A 12,873-nucleotide genomic window follows, 5' to 3' on the forward strand; every position below is an offset into this window, starting at 1 on the left:
CCGGTCGGACCGGGCCGCCCCGGGCTCCCGCCGCCTCCGGAGCGCTCGCAGCTCAGGTGCTCGGCGCTCGCTCAGTGCTCAGTGCTCCAGGGTGGCCGCCCGTACGCACAGGACGTCCGGCAGGTGTTCGGTCAGCAACTGCCAGCTCTCGCCGTCGTCGTGGCTGGCGTACAGCTCGCCGTTGCGGTTGCCGAAGTAGATTCCCGCAGGGTCCGCGTCGTCCGTGCACAGCGCGTCCCGCAGCACCGTGCCGTAGTGGTCCCCGGTGGGGAGCCCGCGCGTCAGCGGTTCCCAGCTGGCGCCCGCGTCCCGGGTGCGGAAGACCCGGCACCGGTGTCCGGCCGGGACCCGGTCGGAGTCGGCGTTGAGCGGGAAGACGTAGGCGGTGTCCGGTCGGTGCGGGTGGGCGGCCACCGCGAAGCCGAAGTCGGAGGGCAGTCCGCCGCCGATGTCGGTCCAGCGGGCCCCCGCGTCGTCGCTGCGATAGACGCCCCAGTGGTTCTGCAGGTACAGGCGGTCCGTGTCCCCGGCATCCTGGGCGATCTTGTGCACGCACTGTCCGAACTCGGGGTTCGGATCCGGCAGGAACACCGCCGAGACCCCCTCGTTGGACGGTGTCCAGCTGGCCCCGCCGTCCTTGGTCCGGAACACGCCGGCGGTGGAGACGGCCACGGTCACGGCGTCCGGGTCGCGGGGGTCGGTGATCACCGTGTGCAGGCCCTCACCGCCGCCGCCCGGCTCCCACTTGCCCCGGGTCGGGTGCTCCCACAGCGGGCGGACCAGTTCGAAGGACTCGCCCCGGTCCGTCGAGCGGAACAGCGCGGCCGGCTCCGTCCCCGCGTACACCACGTCCGGGGCCTCGGGCCCGGCCGGCTGCAGCTGCCAGACCCGCTCCAGCGAGGCGCCGGTGTCCTGGGGGAACTTCACGGCGGCCGCGGCGGGTTCCCGCCAGGTCGCCCCGAGGTCGTCGGAGCTGAAGACGGACGGCCCCCAGTGCGTGCTGTCCCCGCCGACCAGCAGCCGGGGCGCCGGGCCCCGCCGGTCGACGGCGACCGCGTAGATCGCCTGGGCGTTGAAATGGGGTCCGTCGAACTCCCACGGCGCGCCGTTTCGGCGACGCCCGATGAAGAGTCCTTTACGGGTTCCCACGAGCAGTAGTACGTCGGCCATGGCCGGCACCTCCGGACCTCGTCGTCCTGTGGGGCTTTGCCTTGCAGAGCTTTTCGGCCAGTCTGCACCCGCCCACTGACATGGGCCCGGCGGACCGCGCGGAGTCCGCGAACAGCTGATCGATACCGATCGTTTACGGCGCGGCAATGATCGCTACTTGCATGTAGGTGTCTGGAATGGGTTGACTTCAAGCCACTACTGCCGCACCCGAGAGGACTTATGTGGCCACCGAGCGCCTGTCCCCGCTCGACCTCGCCTTCTGGCGGATCGAATCCGCCGACCACCCCATGCACCTCGGCGCCCTGGCCGTCTTCAGCGCCGCGCCGCGCGGCGGCTCCGGCGCCGCCGAGCACGCCGCCGAACTGCTCGCCGCCCGCTGCGCGTCCGTACCGGGGCTGCGCCGCCGGATCCGCGACGTGCTGCTGCCGGTCGGCGCGGCCGCCTGGACGCCGGACCCCGGCTTCGACCCCGCGCGGCACGTGTTCCTCGTCCGTACGGACTGCGCCGACCCGCACGCCGCCGCCGGGCCGCTGATGGCCCGGCCGCTGGACCGGGAGCTCCCGCCGTGGGAGGCGCACGTGCTGGCCGGGCCGGACCCGGACTCCTTCGCGGTGCTCTTCAAGTTCCACCACGCCCTCGCCGACGGCCTGGGCGCGCTCGCCCTGGCGGCCACCCTGTTCGACGAGGGACCGGCCCTGCGGACGCCCGCGCGCCCGGTCCCCGAGCAGCGGGCGGCCGGCTCCGCGCTGCGCCGGCTCCCCGGGGCCCTCGCCGCCCGGGTCCAGGACGTCGGCCAGGCCCTGGAGATCGGCGCCGCCGTGGCCCGCGCGGGACTGCCGCTCGGGGTTCCCGCCGCCCTCACGGCGGACCCGGACGGTCCGGGGGCCCGGACCGTCGCCGGTCTCGCCCTCGACCTGGACGAGGTCAACCTGGTCCGCAAAGCGGCCGGCGGCACCGTCAACGACGTGCTCATCTCCGTGGTCGCCGGGGCGCTGCGGCGCTGGCTGGAGGAGCGGGGCGATCCCGCGCCCGCCGGGCCGGGCCCCCGCGCCCTGATTCCCGTCTCGCGCCGGGGCAGGCCCGGAGCCGGCGGCGGGAACCGGCTCTCCGGCTACCTGCTGCGGCTGCCGCTCGCCGAGCGCGACCCGCTGCTGCGCCTGGACCGGGTCCGGGCGGCCATGGACCGCAACAAGGACGCCGGCCCCGCCCGCGGCGCGGGAGCCGTCGCCCTGCTCGCCGACCACGTCCACCCGCTCGGCCACCGGCTCGGCGGCCCGCTCGTCGCCCAGGCGGCCCGGCTGCTCTTCGACATCCTGGTCACGAGCGTCCCGCTGCCCGGCCTGACCTTCTCCCTCGGCGGCAGCCGGGTCCGCGAGGTCTATCCCTTCGCCCCGCTGGCCCGAGGCCAGTCGCTGGCCGTCGCCGTCTCCACGTACAAGGGGACCGTCCACTACGGCCTGGTCGCCGACGCCGCCGCCGTCCCGGACCTGGCCGTGCTGGCCGGGGCGCTGCGCGCGGAGCTCGACGCGCTTGTACGAGAAGTCTCGTAGTACGAGGGAATTCGTAGTATGGTGAATCTCGTACTTAGGCGTCGATCCCGGCGCGCCCGGTGACATCTGGAGAGTCCTGATGAGTGCTGCACCCGCCGTCCCTGCTGCGTTCACCGCCCTGTTCGCGCCCTACACCCTGCGCTCGGTCACCATCCCGAACCGCGTGTGGATGGCCCCGATGTGCCAGTACAGCGCCGAGGCCTTCGGGCCGAACGCGGGCGTGGCCCACGAGTGGCACTTCGCGCACTACGCCGCCCGCGCCGTCGGCGGCACCGGCCTGATCATCCAGGAGGCCACCGCCGTCTCCCCGGAAGGCCGGATCTCCCCGTACGACCTCGGCATCTGGAACGACACCCAGGTCGAGGCCCTGCGCCGGATCACCTCCTTCCTCAAGGCCCGGGGGACCGTCCCCGGCATCCAGATCGGCCACGCCGGCCGCAAGGCCTCCACCGACCGGCCCTGGACGGGCGGCGGCCCGGTCGGACCCGAGGCGCACGGCTGGCGGCCGGCCGCCCCGAGCGCCCTGCCGTTCGCCGAGGGCCACCCGGTTCCGCACGAGCTGACGGTCGATGAGATCGCCGAGATCACGCGCCAGTTCGCGGCCGCCGCCGAACGCGCGCTCGCGGCGGGCTACGAGGTCGTCGAGATCCACGGCGCCCACGGCTACCTCATCGGGGAGTTCCTCTCCCCGCACAGCAACAAGCGCACCGACGCCTACGGCGGCTCCTTCGAGAACCGGACCCGCTTCGCCCTCGACGTCGTGGACGCCGTACGGGCGGTGTGGCCCGAGGAGCTCCCGCTGTTCTTCCGGATCTCCGCCACCGACTGGCTGGAGGAGGACGGCTGGACCGGCGACGAGACGGTGCGCCTGGCCGGACTGCTCCGGGAACACGGCGTGGACCTCCTCGACGTCTCGACCGGCGGCCTGGCCCCCGGCGCGAACATCCCGGTCGGCCCCGGCTACCAGGTGCCGTTCGCCGCCCGGGTCAAGAACGAGACGACCCTCCCGGTGGCCGCCGTCGGCCTGATCACCGAACCGCAGCAGGCCGAGAAGATCCTCGCCAACGGCGAGGCGGACGCGGTCCTGCTGGGCCGGGAGCTGCTGCGCGACCCGTACTGGGCCCGCCGCGCGGCCGACGAGCTGGGCGCGGAGATCCGTACGCCCGGGCAGTACCAGCGCTCCTGGTGACGGCGCCGCGGCTCCGGCGCCCCGCGGGCCGGAGCCGCGCCGCACCCCCGTTTCGCGCGATGTCCGAGCGTGCGAGGGTTCCTTCGACGAATCTCGTACGATGGGGGCAGGGAGCCAAGCCGACTGAGTGGAGCAGGGACATGACGGAACGGGACACGGCTCGCACCCTCGCCCACCCCGAGACGGCCGAGATCCGCCTGGAGGGCGTGCTGCACGCGCTCTCCGACCCGGTGCGGCTGTCCATCGTCCTGGACCTGGCCGCCTCGGCCGCAGACCTGTCCTGCTCGCACTTCGACCTGCCGGTGACCAAGTCCACGACCACCCACCACTTCCGCGTCCTGCGCGAGAGCGGTGTCGTACGCCAGGCCTACCGGGGCACCACCAAGCTCAACGCCCTGCGCCGGGACGACCTGGAGGCCCTCTTCCCCGGCCTCCTCGACAGCGTCCTCACGGCGGCCGGGGCCGAGACGGCACGGCTGTCCGAGGCCGCCGGCCTGAGCCGTTGACCTGAGCCGTTGACCTAGGGCGTGGTGTCCCAGCGGTGGAGCAGGCCGCCGTCCGGGCCGAAGACGTCCATGCGGTAGCCGTCGGGCAGCCGGACGCCCTCGCTGAGCGTCAGGTACGCGGTGACGGACATCGCCTGCCTCTTGAACAAGGCGTCGTCCGTGTCCGGGTTGTGGGTGCGGACGACGATCAGGGGCGCCGCCCCGTCCGGCCCGGGGACCTGCTCGATGCCGTACACGTCGGCGTCCCCGCCCGCCTTCCGGTAACGCTCGGCGAGGGCCGCCGCGTCCGGGGGCGCGACCGTACCCGTCACGGTGGGGCCCGGTGCCGGCGCGGTGCGCCCGCCACCTCCCTCGTCCGTGCACCCCGACAGTGCGGTGCAGGCCGCCACGGTCACCGCGAGTACCAGAATTCTTCCGCGCATCACCGCAGCACTCTAAGCGAGCCCCGCGGCGCCCAACAGACCGGGCCAGTCCGGGATCTTGACGGAGTGGCGGCCCAGGGAGCGCCCCAGATCGGCCTCGGCCGCCTCGATGGCCAGCCAGCCCGGCCACTCCACCGGATGCACGCCCGCCGCCCGCAGGGCGTCCAGCGGGTCGCCGGGCAGCTCGCGCCGGGCCAGCACCCCCGCGTCCTGGAGCAGCGAGGACGCGGTCTCCTTGGCGCACGGCCGGTTCGTGCCGATCACCCCGGTCGGGCCGCGTTTGATCCAGCCCGCCACGTACTCGCCGACCGAGGCCCGGCCCGCGCGCAGCACCCGGCCCGCCGCGTGCGGGACCGTGCCCTTCACCGGATCGAAGGGCAGCCCGGCCAGCGGGACGCCCTTGTACCCCACAGAGCGCAGCACCAGCTGCGCCTCGATGTCCTCGTAGACCCCGGTCCCGGTCACCCCGCCGCTGCCGTCCGGGGCGGTCCGCTCGAAGCGCATCGCGGTGACCCGGCCGTCGGGTCCGCCCAGGATCTCCACCGGACGCAGGTAGAACCGCAGCGCGATGCGGCGCGCCGCCCCGCCCGGGCCCGCCCCGGCCCAGCCGCGCAGCACCTCCAGGTTCCGCCGCGCCACCGCCGGCAGCGCGGCGGCCGCGCCCGGGTCGTCGTACAGGGGGTCGAGCGCCAGCTCGGCGGGGTCCGACCAGGCGTCCACGCCCGGCAGCGTGCCCAGCTCCCGCAGCTCCTTGGTGGTGAACTTGCCCTGCGAGGGTCCGCGCCGGGCGACCATCGCCACCCTGCGCACCCCGCTGTCCGCGAGCGCGCCCAGCGCCGGCTGCGGCATGTCCGTCGGCGCCAGTTCGGCCGTGCCCCGGGCCAGGATCCGCGTCACGTCCACCGCGACGTTGCCCGCCCCGACCACCACCGCCGCGTCCACCCCGGTCAGGCCGAAGGCCTCGGCGGCGGCATCCGGATGACCGCTGTACCAGGACACGAAGGCCGTCGCGGAGTGCACGCCGGCCAGCTCCTCGCCGGGGATCCCCAGCAGCCGGTCCCGCGCCGCGCCCACGCAGTACACGACCGCGTGGTAGAGCTCCAGCAGCCGCTGCGTGGACAGCTCCTCGCCGCCGACCTCGACGTTCCCGAGGAAGCGGACGCGCTCGTCCTCCAGCACGGTGCGCAGGTTGCCCTGCAGCGACTTGATCTTCTCGTGGTCCGGGGCGACCCCGTAGCGTACGAGCCCGTACGGAGCGGGCAGCCGGTCCAGTACGTCGACCCGCACTCCGGGCACCTCGCGCTGCTGGACCAGCGTCTGGGCCGCGTAGACCCCACTGGGGCCCGATCCGACGACGGCGACACGAAGCACGGCGGAGCTCCTCCCGCAGGTGGTCCCAGCATGACACCGGCCCCCTCAGTCGTCAGCCCATCGCGCGCATCCGGTGGATCTCGGCGCTCTGGGTGGCCACCACCTCGTTGGCCATCTCCTCGACGGCGACGTTGTTGCCCCCGGCCAGCGCTTCGCCGGCCATCGTCAGGGCGCCCTCGTGGTGGGCGGTCATCAGCTTCAGGAAGAGCCGGTCGAAGTCGGCCCCCTTCGCCTCGGTCAGCTCCTTGAGCTGCTGCTCGGTCGCCATGCCCGGCATCGCACCGTGGTCGTGACCCTGGTCGTGGCCCTGACCGTGCCCGCCGGATCCCGCGGACGGCGTCGGATGGCGGGCCAACCACTTCTGCATCGCCCCGATTTCGGGCTTCTGCGCGGCCGTGATCCGATCCGCCAGGCGCTTGACCCCGTCGGCCGCGGCCCGCTGCGGGGCCAGCGCGCTCATCGTCAGGGCCTGCCGGTGGTGTTCGATCATGCGCTGCACGTAGGCGTGGTCGGCGGCGTTCGGGCTGTCGTCGGGTTTCGCCTTCGCCGCCTGTTCGGGCGTGAGCGTGCGTGACTTCTCGCCCGGTCTGCCCGGTGCGACGATCACGGCCTGTCCGTCGTCGGCCCGGTCGGACCCGCCGTCCCCCTGGCAGCCGGCGAGCGTCAGCAGGAGGCCGGCGGCCGCCAACGCCGCGGCACACCGTCCCGGCATCGTTCCCAACTTCTCGCGGACCCTGCGGGCTTTTGCCATGTCCATGAAGGGAAGATACTGCCGGGGTCCAGGTTCCGTTCCCCTGCGGTCGGAACCGATCGGGCTCCCATGGGAGGCACAGTGACCTCGTTACACACCAGGAGAGTGCGGAACAGGAGGGTGGGGGTGGCCGTCGCCGCGGCCGGGCTCCTCACCACGCTGCTGACAGCCGGACCGGCGGCCGCCACCCCCGACCCGGGCGACCTGGCGCCGGGCCAGGGCAACCAGCAGAACGCCGGCCCCGTCGAGGGCAGGGAACTCGCCCCGGGCGACATCCCCGGCCAGGACGAGATCGTGCACAGCCGCAACATCAAAGTCCTGGCCAACATCCCCAGCAGCGACCCCACGGCGGTCAACTCGGACCTGGCCTTCCAGGGCCGGTACGCCTACGCGGGCAACTACAACGGCTTCACGATCTACGACATCGCCAACCCGAAGGCACCGAAGACCGTCTCCCACGTGCTGTGCCCCGGTGGCCAGAACGACATCTCCGTCTACGGTGACCTGCTCTTCCTCTCCACCGACTCCTCGCGCAGCGACGACTCCTGCAGCAGCGTCTCGCAGCCCGCGACGGAGAAGTCCTCGTGGGAGGGCATCAAGATCTTCGACATCAAGGACAAGAAGAACCCCAAGTACATCAAGTCCGTCGAGACCGCCTGCGGCTCCCACACCCACACCCTGGTGCCGGACGGCCGCGACATCTACCTCTACGTCGCCTCGTACTCCCCGAACGAGGCCTTCCCCGACTGCAAGCCGCCGCACGACGGCATCTCCGTGGTGAAGGTCCCGAAGAAGGCGCCGGCGAACGCCGCGGTCGTCGCCTTCCCGATCCTCTTCCCCGACGGCGGCAACCCGGGCGGGCCCACCAACCCCGGCGTCTCCAAGACCACCGGCTGCCACGACATCACCGTGCTGCCGTCCAGGAAGCTGGCCGCCGGCGCCTGCATGGGTGACGGCATCCTCTTCGACATCAGCAGGCCCGAGCAGCCGAGGGTCATCGACCGGGTCCAGGACAACGTGAACTTCGCGTTCTGGCACTCGGCCACCTTCAACGAGCGGGCGGACAAAGTGGTGTTCACGGACGAACTCGGCGGAGGCGGCGGCGCCACCTGCAACGAGGCCACCGGTCCCTACCGCGGAGCCGACGGGATCTACGACATCACCGGCCGCGGAGACCAGCGCAAGCTCGCCTTCCGCAGCTACTTCAAGATCCCGCGCCACCAGGCCGACACCGAGAACTGCGTGGCCCACAACGGCTCGCTGATCCCGGTCGGCGGCGGCCGCGACATCATGGTGCAGGCCTGGTACCAAGGCGGCGTCTCGGTGTGGGAGTTCACCGATTCCGCCCGGCCCAAGGAGATCGCCTACTTCGAGCGCGGCCCGCTGTCGACGGACCGGATCGGACTCGGCGGGTCCTGGTCGGCGTACTACTACAACGGCCACATCTACTCGAACGACATCGCCAAGGGCCTCGACGTGCTGCGGCTGGACGACTGGCGCACCGAGAGCGCCAAGTGGGTGTGGATGGACCGGCTCAACGTGCAGAGCCAGCCCGACTACCGCTGATCGCCGGCCCCTTGGGGTCGCACGGTTGAGGGAAACGTTCCGTCGGGCGGCGGCCCGCCGTCCGGCGGAACACCGAGCTCCCAGTCCAGTCCGTAGCGCTGGAACAGCTCGGCCCGCAGCCGGGCCCCCGGCATCGGGGCGCCGGGCAGCAGGATCGCCACGACCGCGCCCATCAGCAGCGCCCGCAGCAGCGGATAGTCCGCGTCCACGTCCGCGGAGCCGTAGCGGGCGACGGTGTCCCGCAGCAGCTCCGCCAGTCGCTGCTGTTCCGGACACTGCACGAAGCCCTCGGCCGTGAGGATGCCCGCCATGTGCGTCCGCATCAGCAGCGGGTGGTCCCGGGCCAGCCCGAGGATGGCGTCGATGGCGCGCGCGAGCCGCTCCCGCCCGTCCTCGCTGCGGGGCTCACGCTCCAGGGCGGCCTGCAGCGTGAGGTGCATCAACCGATGCACCGCGGACTGCAGCAACTGCCGCTTGCCCGGGAAGTAGTACGAGACGAGCCCGCGCGCCGCACCGGCCCGGTCGGCGATGTCGCCGAGCGTCGTGGCCTCGTAGCCGCGCTCGGCGACGAGCTCGACAGTGGACTGGAGCAGCCGCTCCCGGGAACGTCTGCGCAATTCTTCATTGACCGATGCGCTGCGCGGGGACATGCTTACTCCTGCGTTGACTGGCTCAGAGCCAATATACTCAGCGCACGAGGTCGCCTGCTCTGGGTGACACGGGGGATCGCCCAGAGCAGGTACTCCACGACAGGTCAGCCGCGGCGCAGGCACTCGGCAGTTGCCTCGGGTCACGGCCTGGCCTCGGGGCTGGCGGTCGCAGGCAGGCCGTTCGGCCCGCGGACGGCGTCCAGAACGGCTTGTCCCTGGCTGTCCACGAACTTGGTGAACAGCTGCTGGGAGTAACCGAAGATGATGGCCCACGCGATGATCTGAGCCGTGGAGTCGAGAGCGCTGAGACCCGGGACGAAGCCGCCGCGCATGAGCAGCAGTCCCAGCGGAGCCGTGAGGGCCCCGGTCGGCAGCTTCAGGAGCGCCAGTACGACCGGCACGTTGTACGGCAGCGCCGTCCCTCTGATCCTCCTCAGGGTTGCCGCGGATGCGATGCCCGCGGCCACGACGCCGATGATCTCGATGACGAGGTAGTCGTACGATCGTGTGGTCGCGGAGAGTTTCCCTCCGGAGCAGTCGTCTGGCGTGGCTGACCGTCTCGGCGAGGAAGGCACGCTCGCTGGGGGTGAGCTCGGCGGAGGTCGCGTCCGCTTCCAGCTCGTCGTGCTCGATCTTGCGCGCAAGCTCTGTCGCGCGGATCCGCCGGAGGTCGCCGGCAGCGAAGTGCTCGTCGATGAGCGCCAGCATCTGGGGGAGCAGCGCCTTGATGTCGTCGCCGGAGGCCACCCAGACCATGAGATTGAGAGCCGCATCGACGTGCGACTGGGCGACGCCGAGGTGGGCCGCCCGGCGCACGCGCGGGTGCGAGTGGTGTTCCAGCACGGACAGGGCGTGCCGGAGTTCCTCGTGGGCCTTCGCCGCGTAACCCGGCGCCAGGTCACGCCGCTCCGGGTCGGCCAGCGCCCGTTGGAGCAGGGCGTCCAGGATCGCCTGCAGCTCGGAGATCCTCGCCCGCAGCCCTTCTTTCTGCTCCCAGGGGCCCATCTCTGCACGAGAAGCACTGAACGGCATCTGGACGCGGAACCACCGTCTCGTTCGGCTCAGCCATGGATCGTCAACCGGTGGCCCACCCGTCGCGTCCGCCATCAGGCCTCCCTCGCTCGCGTCACGGTTGCACGATGGGGGTCGGTATCAGCGGGGCAGATCTGCACGGCAGTTCGCCCGGCCGGCTGATCGGGTTCACCGGAGAAACGTTGGGGCGTGTACGCCGCTCGGCCTCAAGGGCGGATGTCCCGTAGGCACGCTGCGCCCGTGCCCGTGCCCGTGCCGGTGCCGGTTCGCCGGTTCAGGCGCGGCGTGGAGCGTCGGATCTGCGTCGGCGGTCGGATCCGGACGTTGCGAGGGCCACCAGGGCCACCCCCAGGAGCCAGCCGGCCACCACGTCCGACAGCCAGTGCACCCCGAGGTAGACGCGGGTGAAGCCGACCCCGAGGACCGAGACCGCGGCCAGGGCCCAGGCGAACGGCGCCCACGCCGGGGCCGGGTGGGGGAGCAGCCACAGGAGCAGCCCGCACACCACCGTCGCCGTCAGGGCGTGGCCGGAGGGGTAGGCCAAGTACTGGGCCGAGTCCACCGGATCCGACCACACCGGGCGCTCCCGCCCCACCAGTGCCTTCAGTCCCTGCTGCACCGCCGTGGCGACCACCGTGACCAGCGCCACCCGCAGCGCCCGCTCCCGGTCGCCCCGCCACCACAACAGGACGCAGGCGATGAAGGCCAGCGCCCGCATGGTCCACGGGTCCCACACCCAGTCGGTGAGCACCTTCATGGCGTGCGTGACCCCGGGGTGGGCGACGGCGTGCGCGTGCAGGTCCCGGGCGACCCGGTCGTCGTAGGACAGGAGAGGCCGCCACCCCGCCACCACCAGCGCCGTCAGGACCGTCGCGAGCAGCAGACCGAGGATGCCCGCCCAGCGCAGGGGATTGTTCCGCATGGGGGGATCCTCGCACCGCCACCCCGCAGGTCCGCGCCGCAGGTCCGTGCCCCGGTGCGCGTCGGCCGCGCCCGGACCGGTCGTGTCCGGACCGGCCGCGCCCGGATCCGGCCTAGGCCGCCAGGGCGCTCAGTCCCGGTACGAAGGCCACCAGCAGCGGAACCGCCGGGACCAGCGCGGCCAGCGCCGTCAGCCGCAGCCGGCGGCCTGGCGACAGGCGGGGCGCGGCCGACAGCAGCCTGCGCACCCGCTGCGGGACGTGCGCGTGCTCGGTCGAGGACGTCCCGAACACCCCGCGGTCCTCGTTGAGTCCGACCAGCGCCAGCGCGATCGTCAGGCGGCCGTAGCGCCGCGAGGCCACGTCGTCCGCGGCCAGTTCCACCAGCCGGTGCATCTCTGCCTCGAAGGCCGCGAAGACCGGCACCTGCGGGAACCCCCGGGACAGCGCCCGCGAGCAGTGCAGCAGCCAGTCGTGCCGGGCCGCCGCGTGCCCCTGCTCGTGTGCCAGCACGGCGTCCAGCTGGCTGCCCTTCAGCCGGCCCAGCGCCGCCGTCGTGACGACCAGCTGCGGAGCCGCCCCCGGCAGCCACCAGGCGTCCGGCCGCGGACCCTCCAGTACGACGAGCCGCGCGCCCGCGGGGTCCTCCCCGGGCAGCAGCGGGGCCCGCACCAGCAGTTCGCTGCCCTGCGCCCGCCGCCGGGCGCGCGCCCGCAGCACCTCCCCGGTCAGCATCGCCCCGGTCCACAGCGCGCCGCCCGCCAGCAGCAGCGCGGTGCCGGCGGCCCAGGGACCGCCGGACGCGCCCAGCGCGTAGGCGTCGATCACCCCGTGCGGGGCGGCGGCGAAGAGCCGGCCCCGGACCGCCTGCCAGGCGGCGGCCGCGCTCAGCAGCATGGACAGCCCGAAGCACAGGAGCACCGCGGCGACCACGCACTGCCACACCCACAGGGCCACGACGGGTTCGCGCTCGGGCCATCGGGCCCGGGCCAGCAGACGGGGTGCGAGCACCGCGGTCAGGGCGCCGAGCAACAGGAGTGCGGCGGGGACCATCATGCCGCCAGCCTATGAGCGCGGGACTACCTGCGGGTACGACCTCGGGGCATTGGTGACGCAGGACACGTCCGCGAGTTCCGTCACATCGTGAGCAGCATGGCCAACATCCCCATTCCCATGGCCAGTCGGCAGGCGCGGATGAACTCCACCGGCCCGCCCCGGCCGACGGCCGCCGGCTGCGCGGCCGGTCCGCCCGCGGCGATCAGCCGGGACCCGCCGAGCACCACGTACCCGGCGTAGTAGAGGAGGAGCGCCCCGGTGAGCAGCGGCAGCCCCGCCCCCTGACCGTGCTGCCCGGACCCCGCCGACAGGGTCATGTAGACCATCGTCAGGGAGCCCACCAGGTGGTGCACGTGGTGCGTCCCGCCCCGCAGCAGCCACAGGGCGTGCAGGGCCGCGCCGCAGAAGACCACCGCCAGTACGGGAACCCGCCACCCGTCGCCGCGCCCGAGGGGCACGGCCATCAGCGCCATGCCGAACCCCATCACCGCCTCCCCGGCGGCGGCGCCCGATCCGCGCACCCGCCGCAGGCAGTACGCACCGCTGACCGCGCACAGCAGCACGAGCAGCCAGGCGGAGACGGAGGCGGAAAGGGACGTGGCGGAACCGTGCACGGCGGAACCTCCCGGTTCGTCGGCGTCACGAGGAGGGATGCCCCTCTCACACGGCGCTCACGCGGCCCCGGGATAC

14 protein-coding genes are annotated in these 12,873 nt (G+C 73.0%); 5 read left to right on the forward strand and 9 right to left on the reverse strand.

The features are described from left to right. Positions 1 to 78: 78 nt before the first annotated feature. Positions 79 to 1,170 carry a WD40/YVTN/BNR-like repeat-containing protein gene (locus OG534_RS32950; protein WP_326592958.1) on the reverse strand — a complete coding sequence of 364 codons (1,092 nt, stop codon included), beginning with the start codon at positions 1,168 to 1,170 and terminating at the stop codon, positions 79 to 81. A gap of 221 nt (positions 1,171 to 1,391) precedes the next feature. Here OG534_RS32950 and OG534_RS32955 point away from each other — a divergent pair, with 221 nt between their 5' ends. The 3 genes from OG534_RS32955 (at position 1,392) to OG534_RS32965 (ending at position 4,415) form a co-directional block, all read left to right on the forward strand. Next, positions 1,392 to 2,720 carry a wax ester/triacylglycerol synthase family O-acyltransferase gene (locus OG534_RS32955; protein WP_326592960.1) on the forward strand — a complete coding sequence of 443 codons (1,329 nt, stop codon included), beginning with the start codon at positions 1,392 to 1,394 and terminating at the stop codon, positions 2,718 to 2,720. 79 nt (positions 2,721 to 2,799) lie between these two features. Continuing rightward, positions 2,800 to 3,909: an NADH:flavin oxidoreductase/NADH oxidase gene (locus tag OG534_RS32960; RefSeq protein ID WP_326592962.1), complete on the forward strand. Its 1,110-nt coding sequence runs from the start codon at positions 2,800 to 2,802 to the stop codon at positions 3,907 to 3,909. Between the two features lie 140 nt (positions 3,910 to 4,049). After that, positions 4,050 to 4,415, forward strand: a complete 366-nt coding sequence (locus tag OG534_RS32965) for an ArsR/SmtB family transcription factor (RefSeq protein ID WP_326592963.1) — start codon at positions 4,050 to 4,052, stop codon at positions 4,413 to 4,415. 14 nt (positions 4,416 to 4,429) lie between these two features. Here OG534_RS32965 and OG534_RS32970 read toward each other — a convergent pair whose 3' ends face one another. Genes OG534_RS32970 through OG534_RS32980 form a run of 3 tightly spaced genes read right to left on the reverse strand, consistent with a single transcriptional unit; the run spans position 4,430 to position 6,965 of the window. Next, a complete protein-coding gene (locus tag OG534_RS32970; protein ID WP_326592965.1) occupies positions 4,430 to 4,837 on the reverse strand; it encodes a hypothetical protein in 408 nt (135 codons plus the stop codon). 12 nt (positions 4,838 to 4,849) lie between these two features. Further along, the gene (locus OG534_RS32975; protein ID WP_326592966.1) at positions 4,850 to 6,208 is read right to left on the reverse strand and encodes an FAD-dependent oxidoreductase; all 1,359 of its coding nucleotides are present in this window, start codon (positions 6,206 to 6,208) and stop codon (positions 4,850 to 4,852) included. Between the two features lie 52 nt (positions 6,209 to 6,260). Then, on the reverse strand, positions 6,261 to 6,965 hold the full coding sequence (locus tag OG534_RS32980; RefSeq protein ID WP_442807182.1) for a DUF305 domain-containing protein: 705 nt from the start codon (positions 6,963 to 6,965) through the stop codon (positions 6,261 to 6,263). Between the two features lie 75 nt (positions 6,966 to 7,040). Here OG534_RS32980 and OG534_RS32985 point away from each other — a divergent pair, with 75 nt between their 5' ends. After that, a complete protein-coding gene (locus OG534_RS32985; protein WP_326592967.1) occupies positions 7,041 to 8,525 on the forward strand; it encodes an LVIVD repeat-containing protein in 1,485 nt (494 codons plus the stop codon). Here the strand turns inward: OG534_RS32985 and OG534_RS32990 are convergent. Further along, on the reverse strand, positions 8,516 to 9,175 hold the full coding sequence (locus tag OG534_RS32990; RefSeq protein ID WP_326592968.1) for a TetR/AcrR family transcriptional regulator: 660 nt from the start codon (positions 9,173 to 9,175) through the stop codon (positions 8,516 to 8,518). The two genes, OG534_RS32985 and OG534_RS32990, sit on opposite strands and share 10 nt — an antisense overlap. A gap of 140 nt (positions 9,176 to 9,315) precedes the next feature. Continuing rightward, positions 9,316 to 9,642: a hypothetical protein gene (locus tag OG534_RS32995; RefSeq protein ID WP_326592969.1), complete on the reverse strand. Its 327-nt coding sequence runs from the start codon at positions 9,640 to 9,642 to the stop codon at positions 9,316 to 9,318. Between the two features lie 79 nt (positions 9,643 to 9,721). Here OG534_RS32995 and OG534_RS33000 point away from each other — a divergent pair, with 79 nt between their 5' ends. Further along, positions 9,722 to 10,369 carry a hypothetical protein gene (locus OG534_RS33000; RefSeq protein WP_326592970.1) on the forward strand — a complete coding sequence of 216 codons (648 nt, stop codon included), beginning with the start codon at positions 9,722 to 9,724 and terminating at the stop codon, positions 10,367 to 10,369. A 112-nt stretch (positions 10,370 to 10,481) separates the two neighbouring features. Here the strand turns inward: OG534_RS33000 and OG534_RS33005 are convergent, their stop codons facing one another. The 3 genes from OG534_RS33005 to OG534_RS33015 form a co-directional block, all read right to left on the reverse strand. Then, entirely contained in the window at positions 10,482 to 11,129 is a 648-nt protein-coding gene (locus OG534_RS33005) for a phosphatase PAP2 family protein (protein ID WP_326592971.1), read from the reverse strand. 112 nt (positions 11,130 to 11,241) lie between these two features. Next, entirely contained in the window at positions 11,242 to 12,183 is a 942-nt protein-coding gene (locus OG534_RS33010) for a M56 family metallopeptidase (protein ID WP_326592973.1), read from the reverse strand. 80 nt (positions 12,184 to 12,263) lie between these two features. Beyond that, positions 12,264 to 12,797, reverse strand: coding sequence for a DUF5134 domain-containing protein (locus OG534_RS33015; RefSeq protein WP_326592974.1), 534 nt, complete (start codon positions 12,795 to 12,797; stop codon positions 12,264 to 12,266). Positions 12,798 to 12,873: the final 76 nt, after the last annotated feature.

Origin of the sequence: Streptomyces sp. NBC_01294 (assembly GCF_035917235.1) — a bacterium.
Lineage (GTDB): Bacteria > Actinomycetota > Actinomycetes > Streptomycetales > Streptomycetaceae > Streptomyces > Streptomyces caledonius.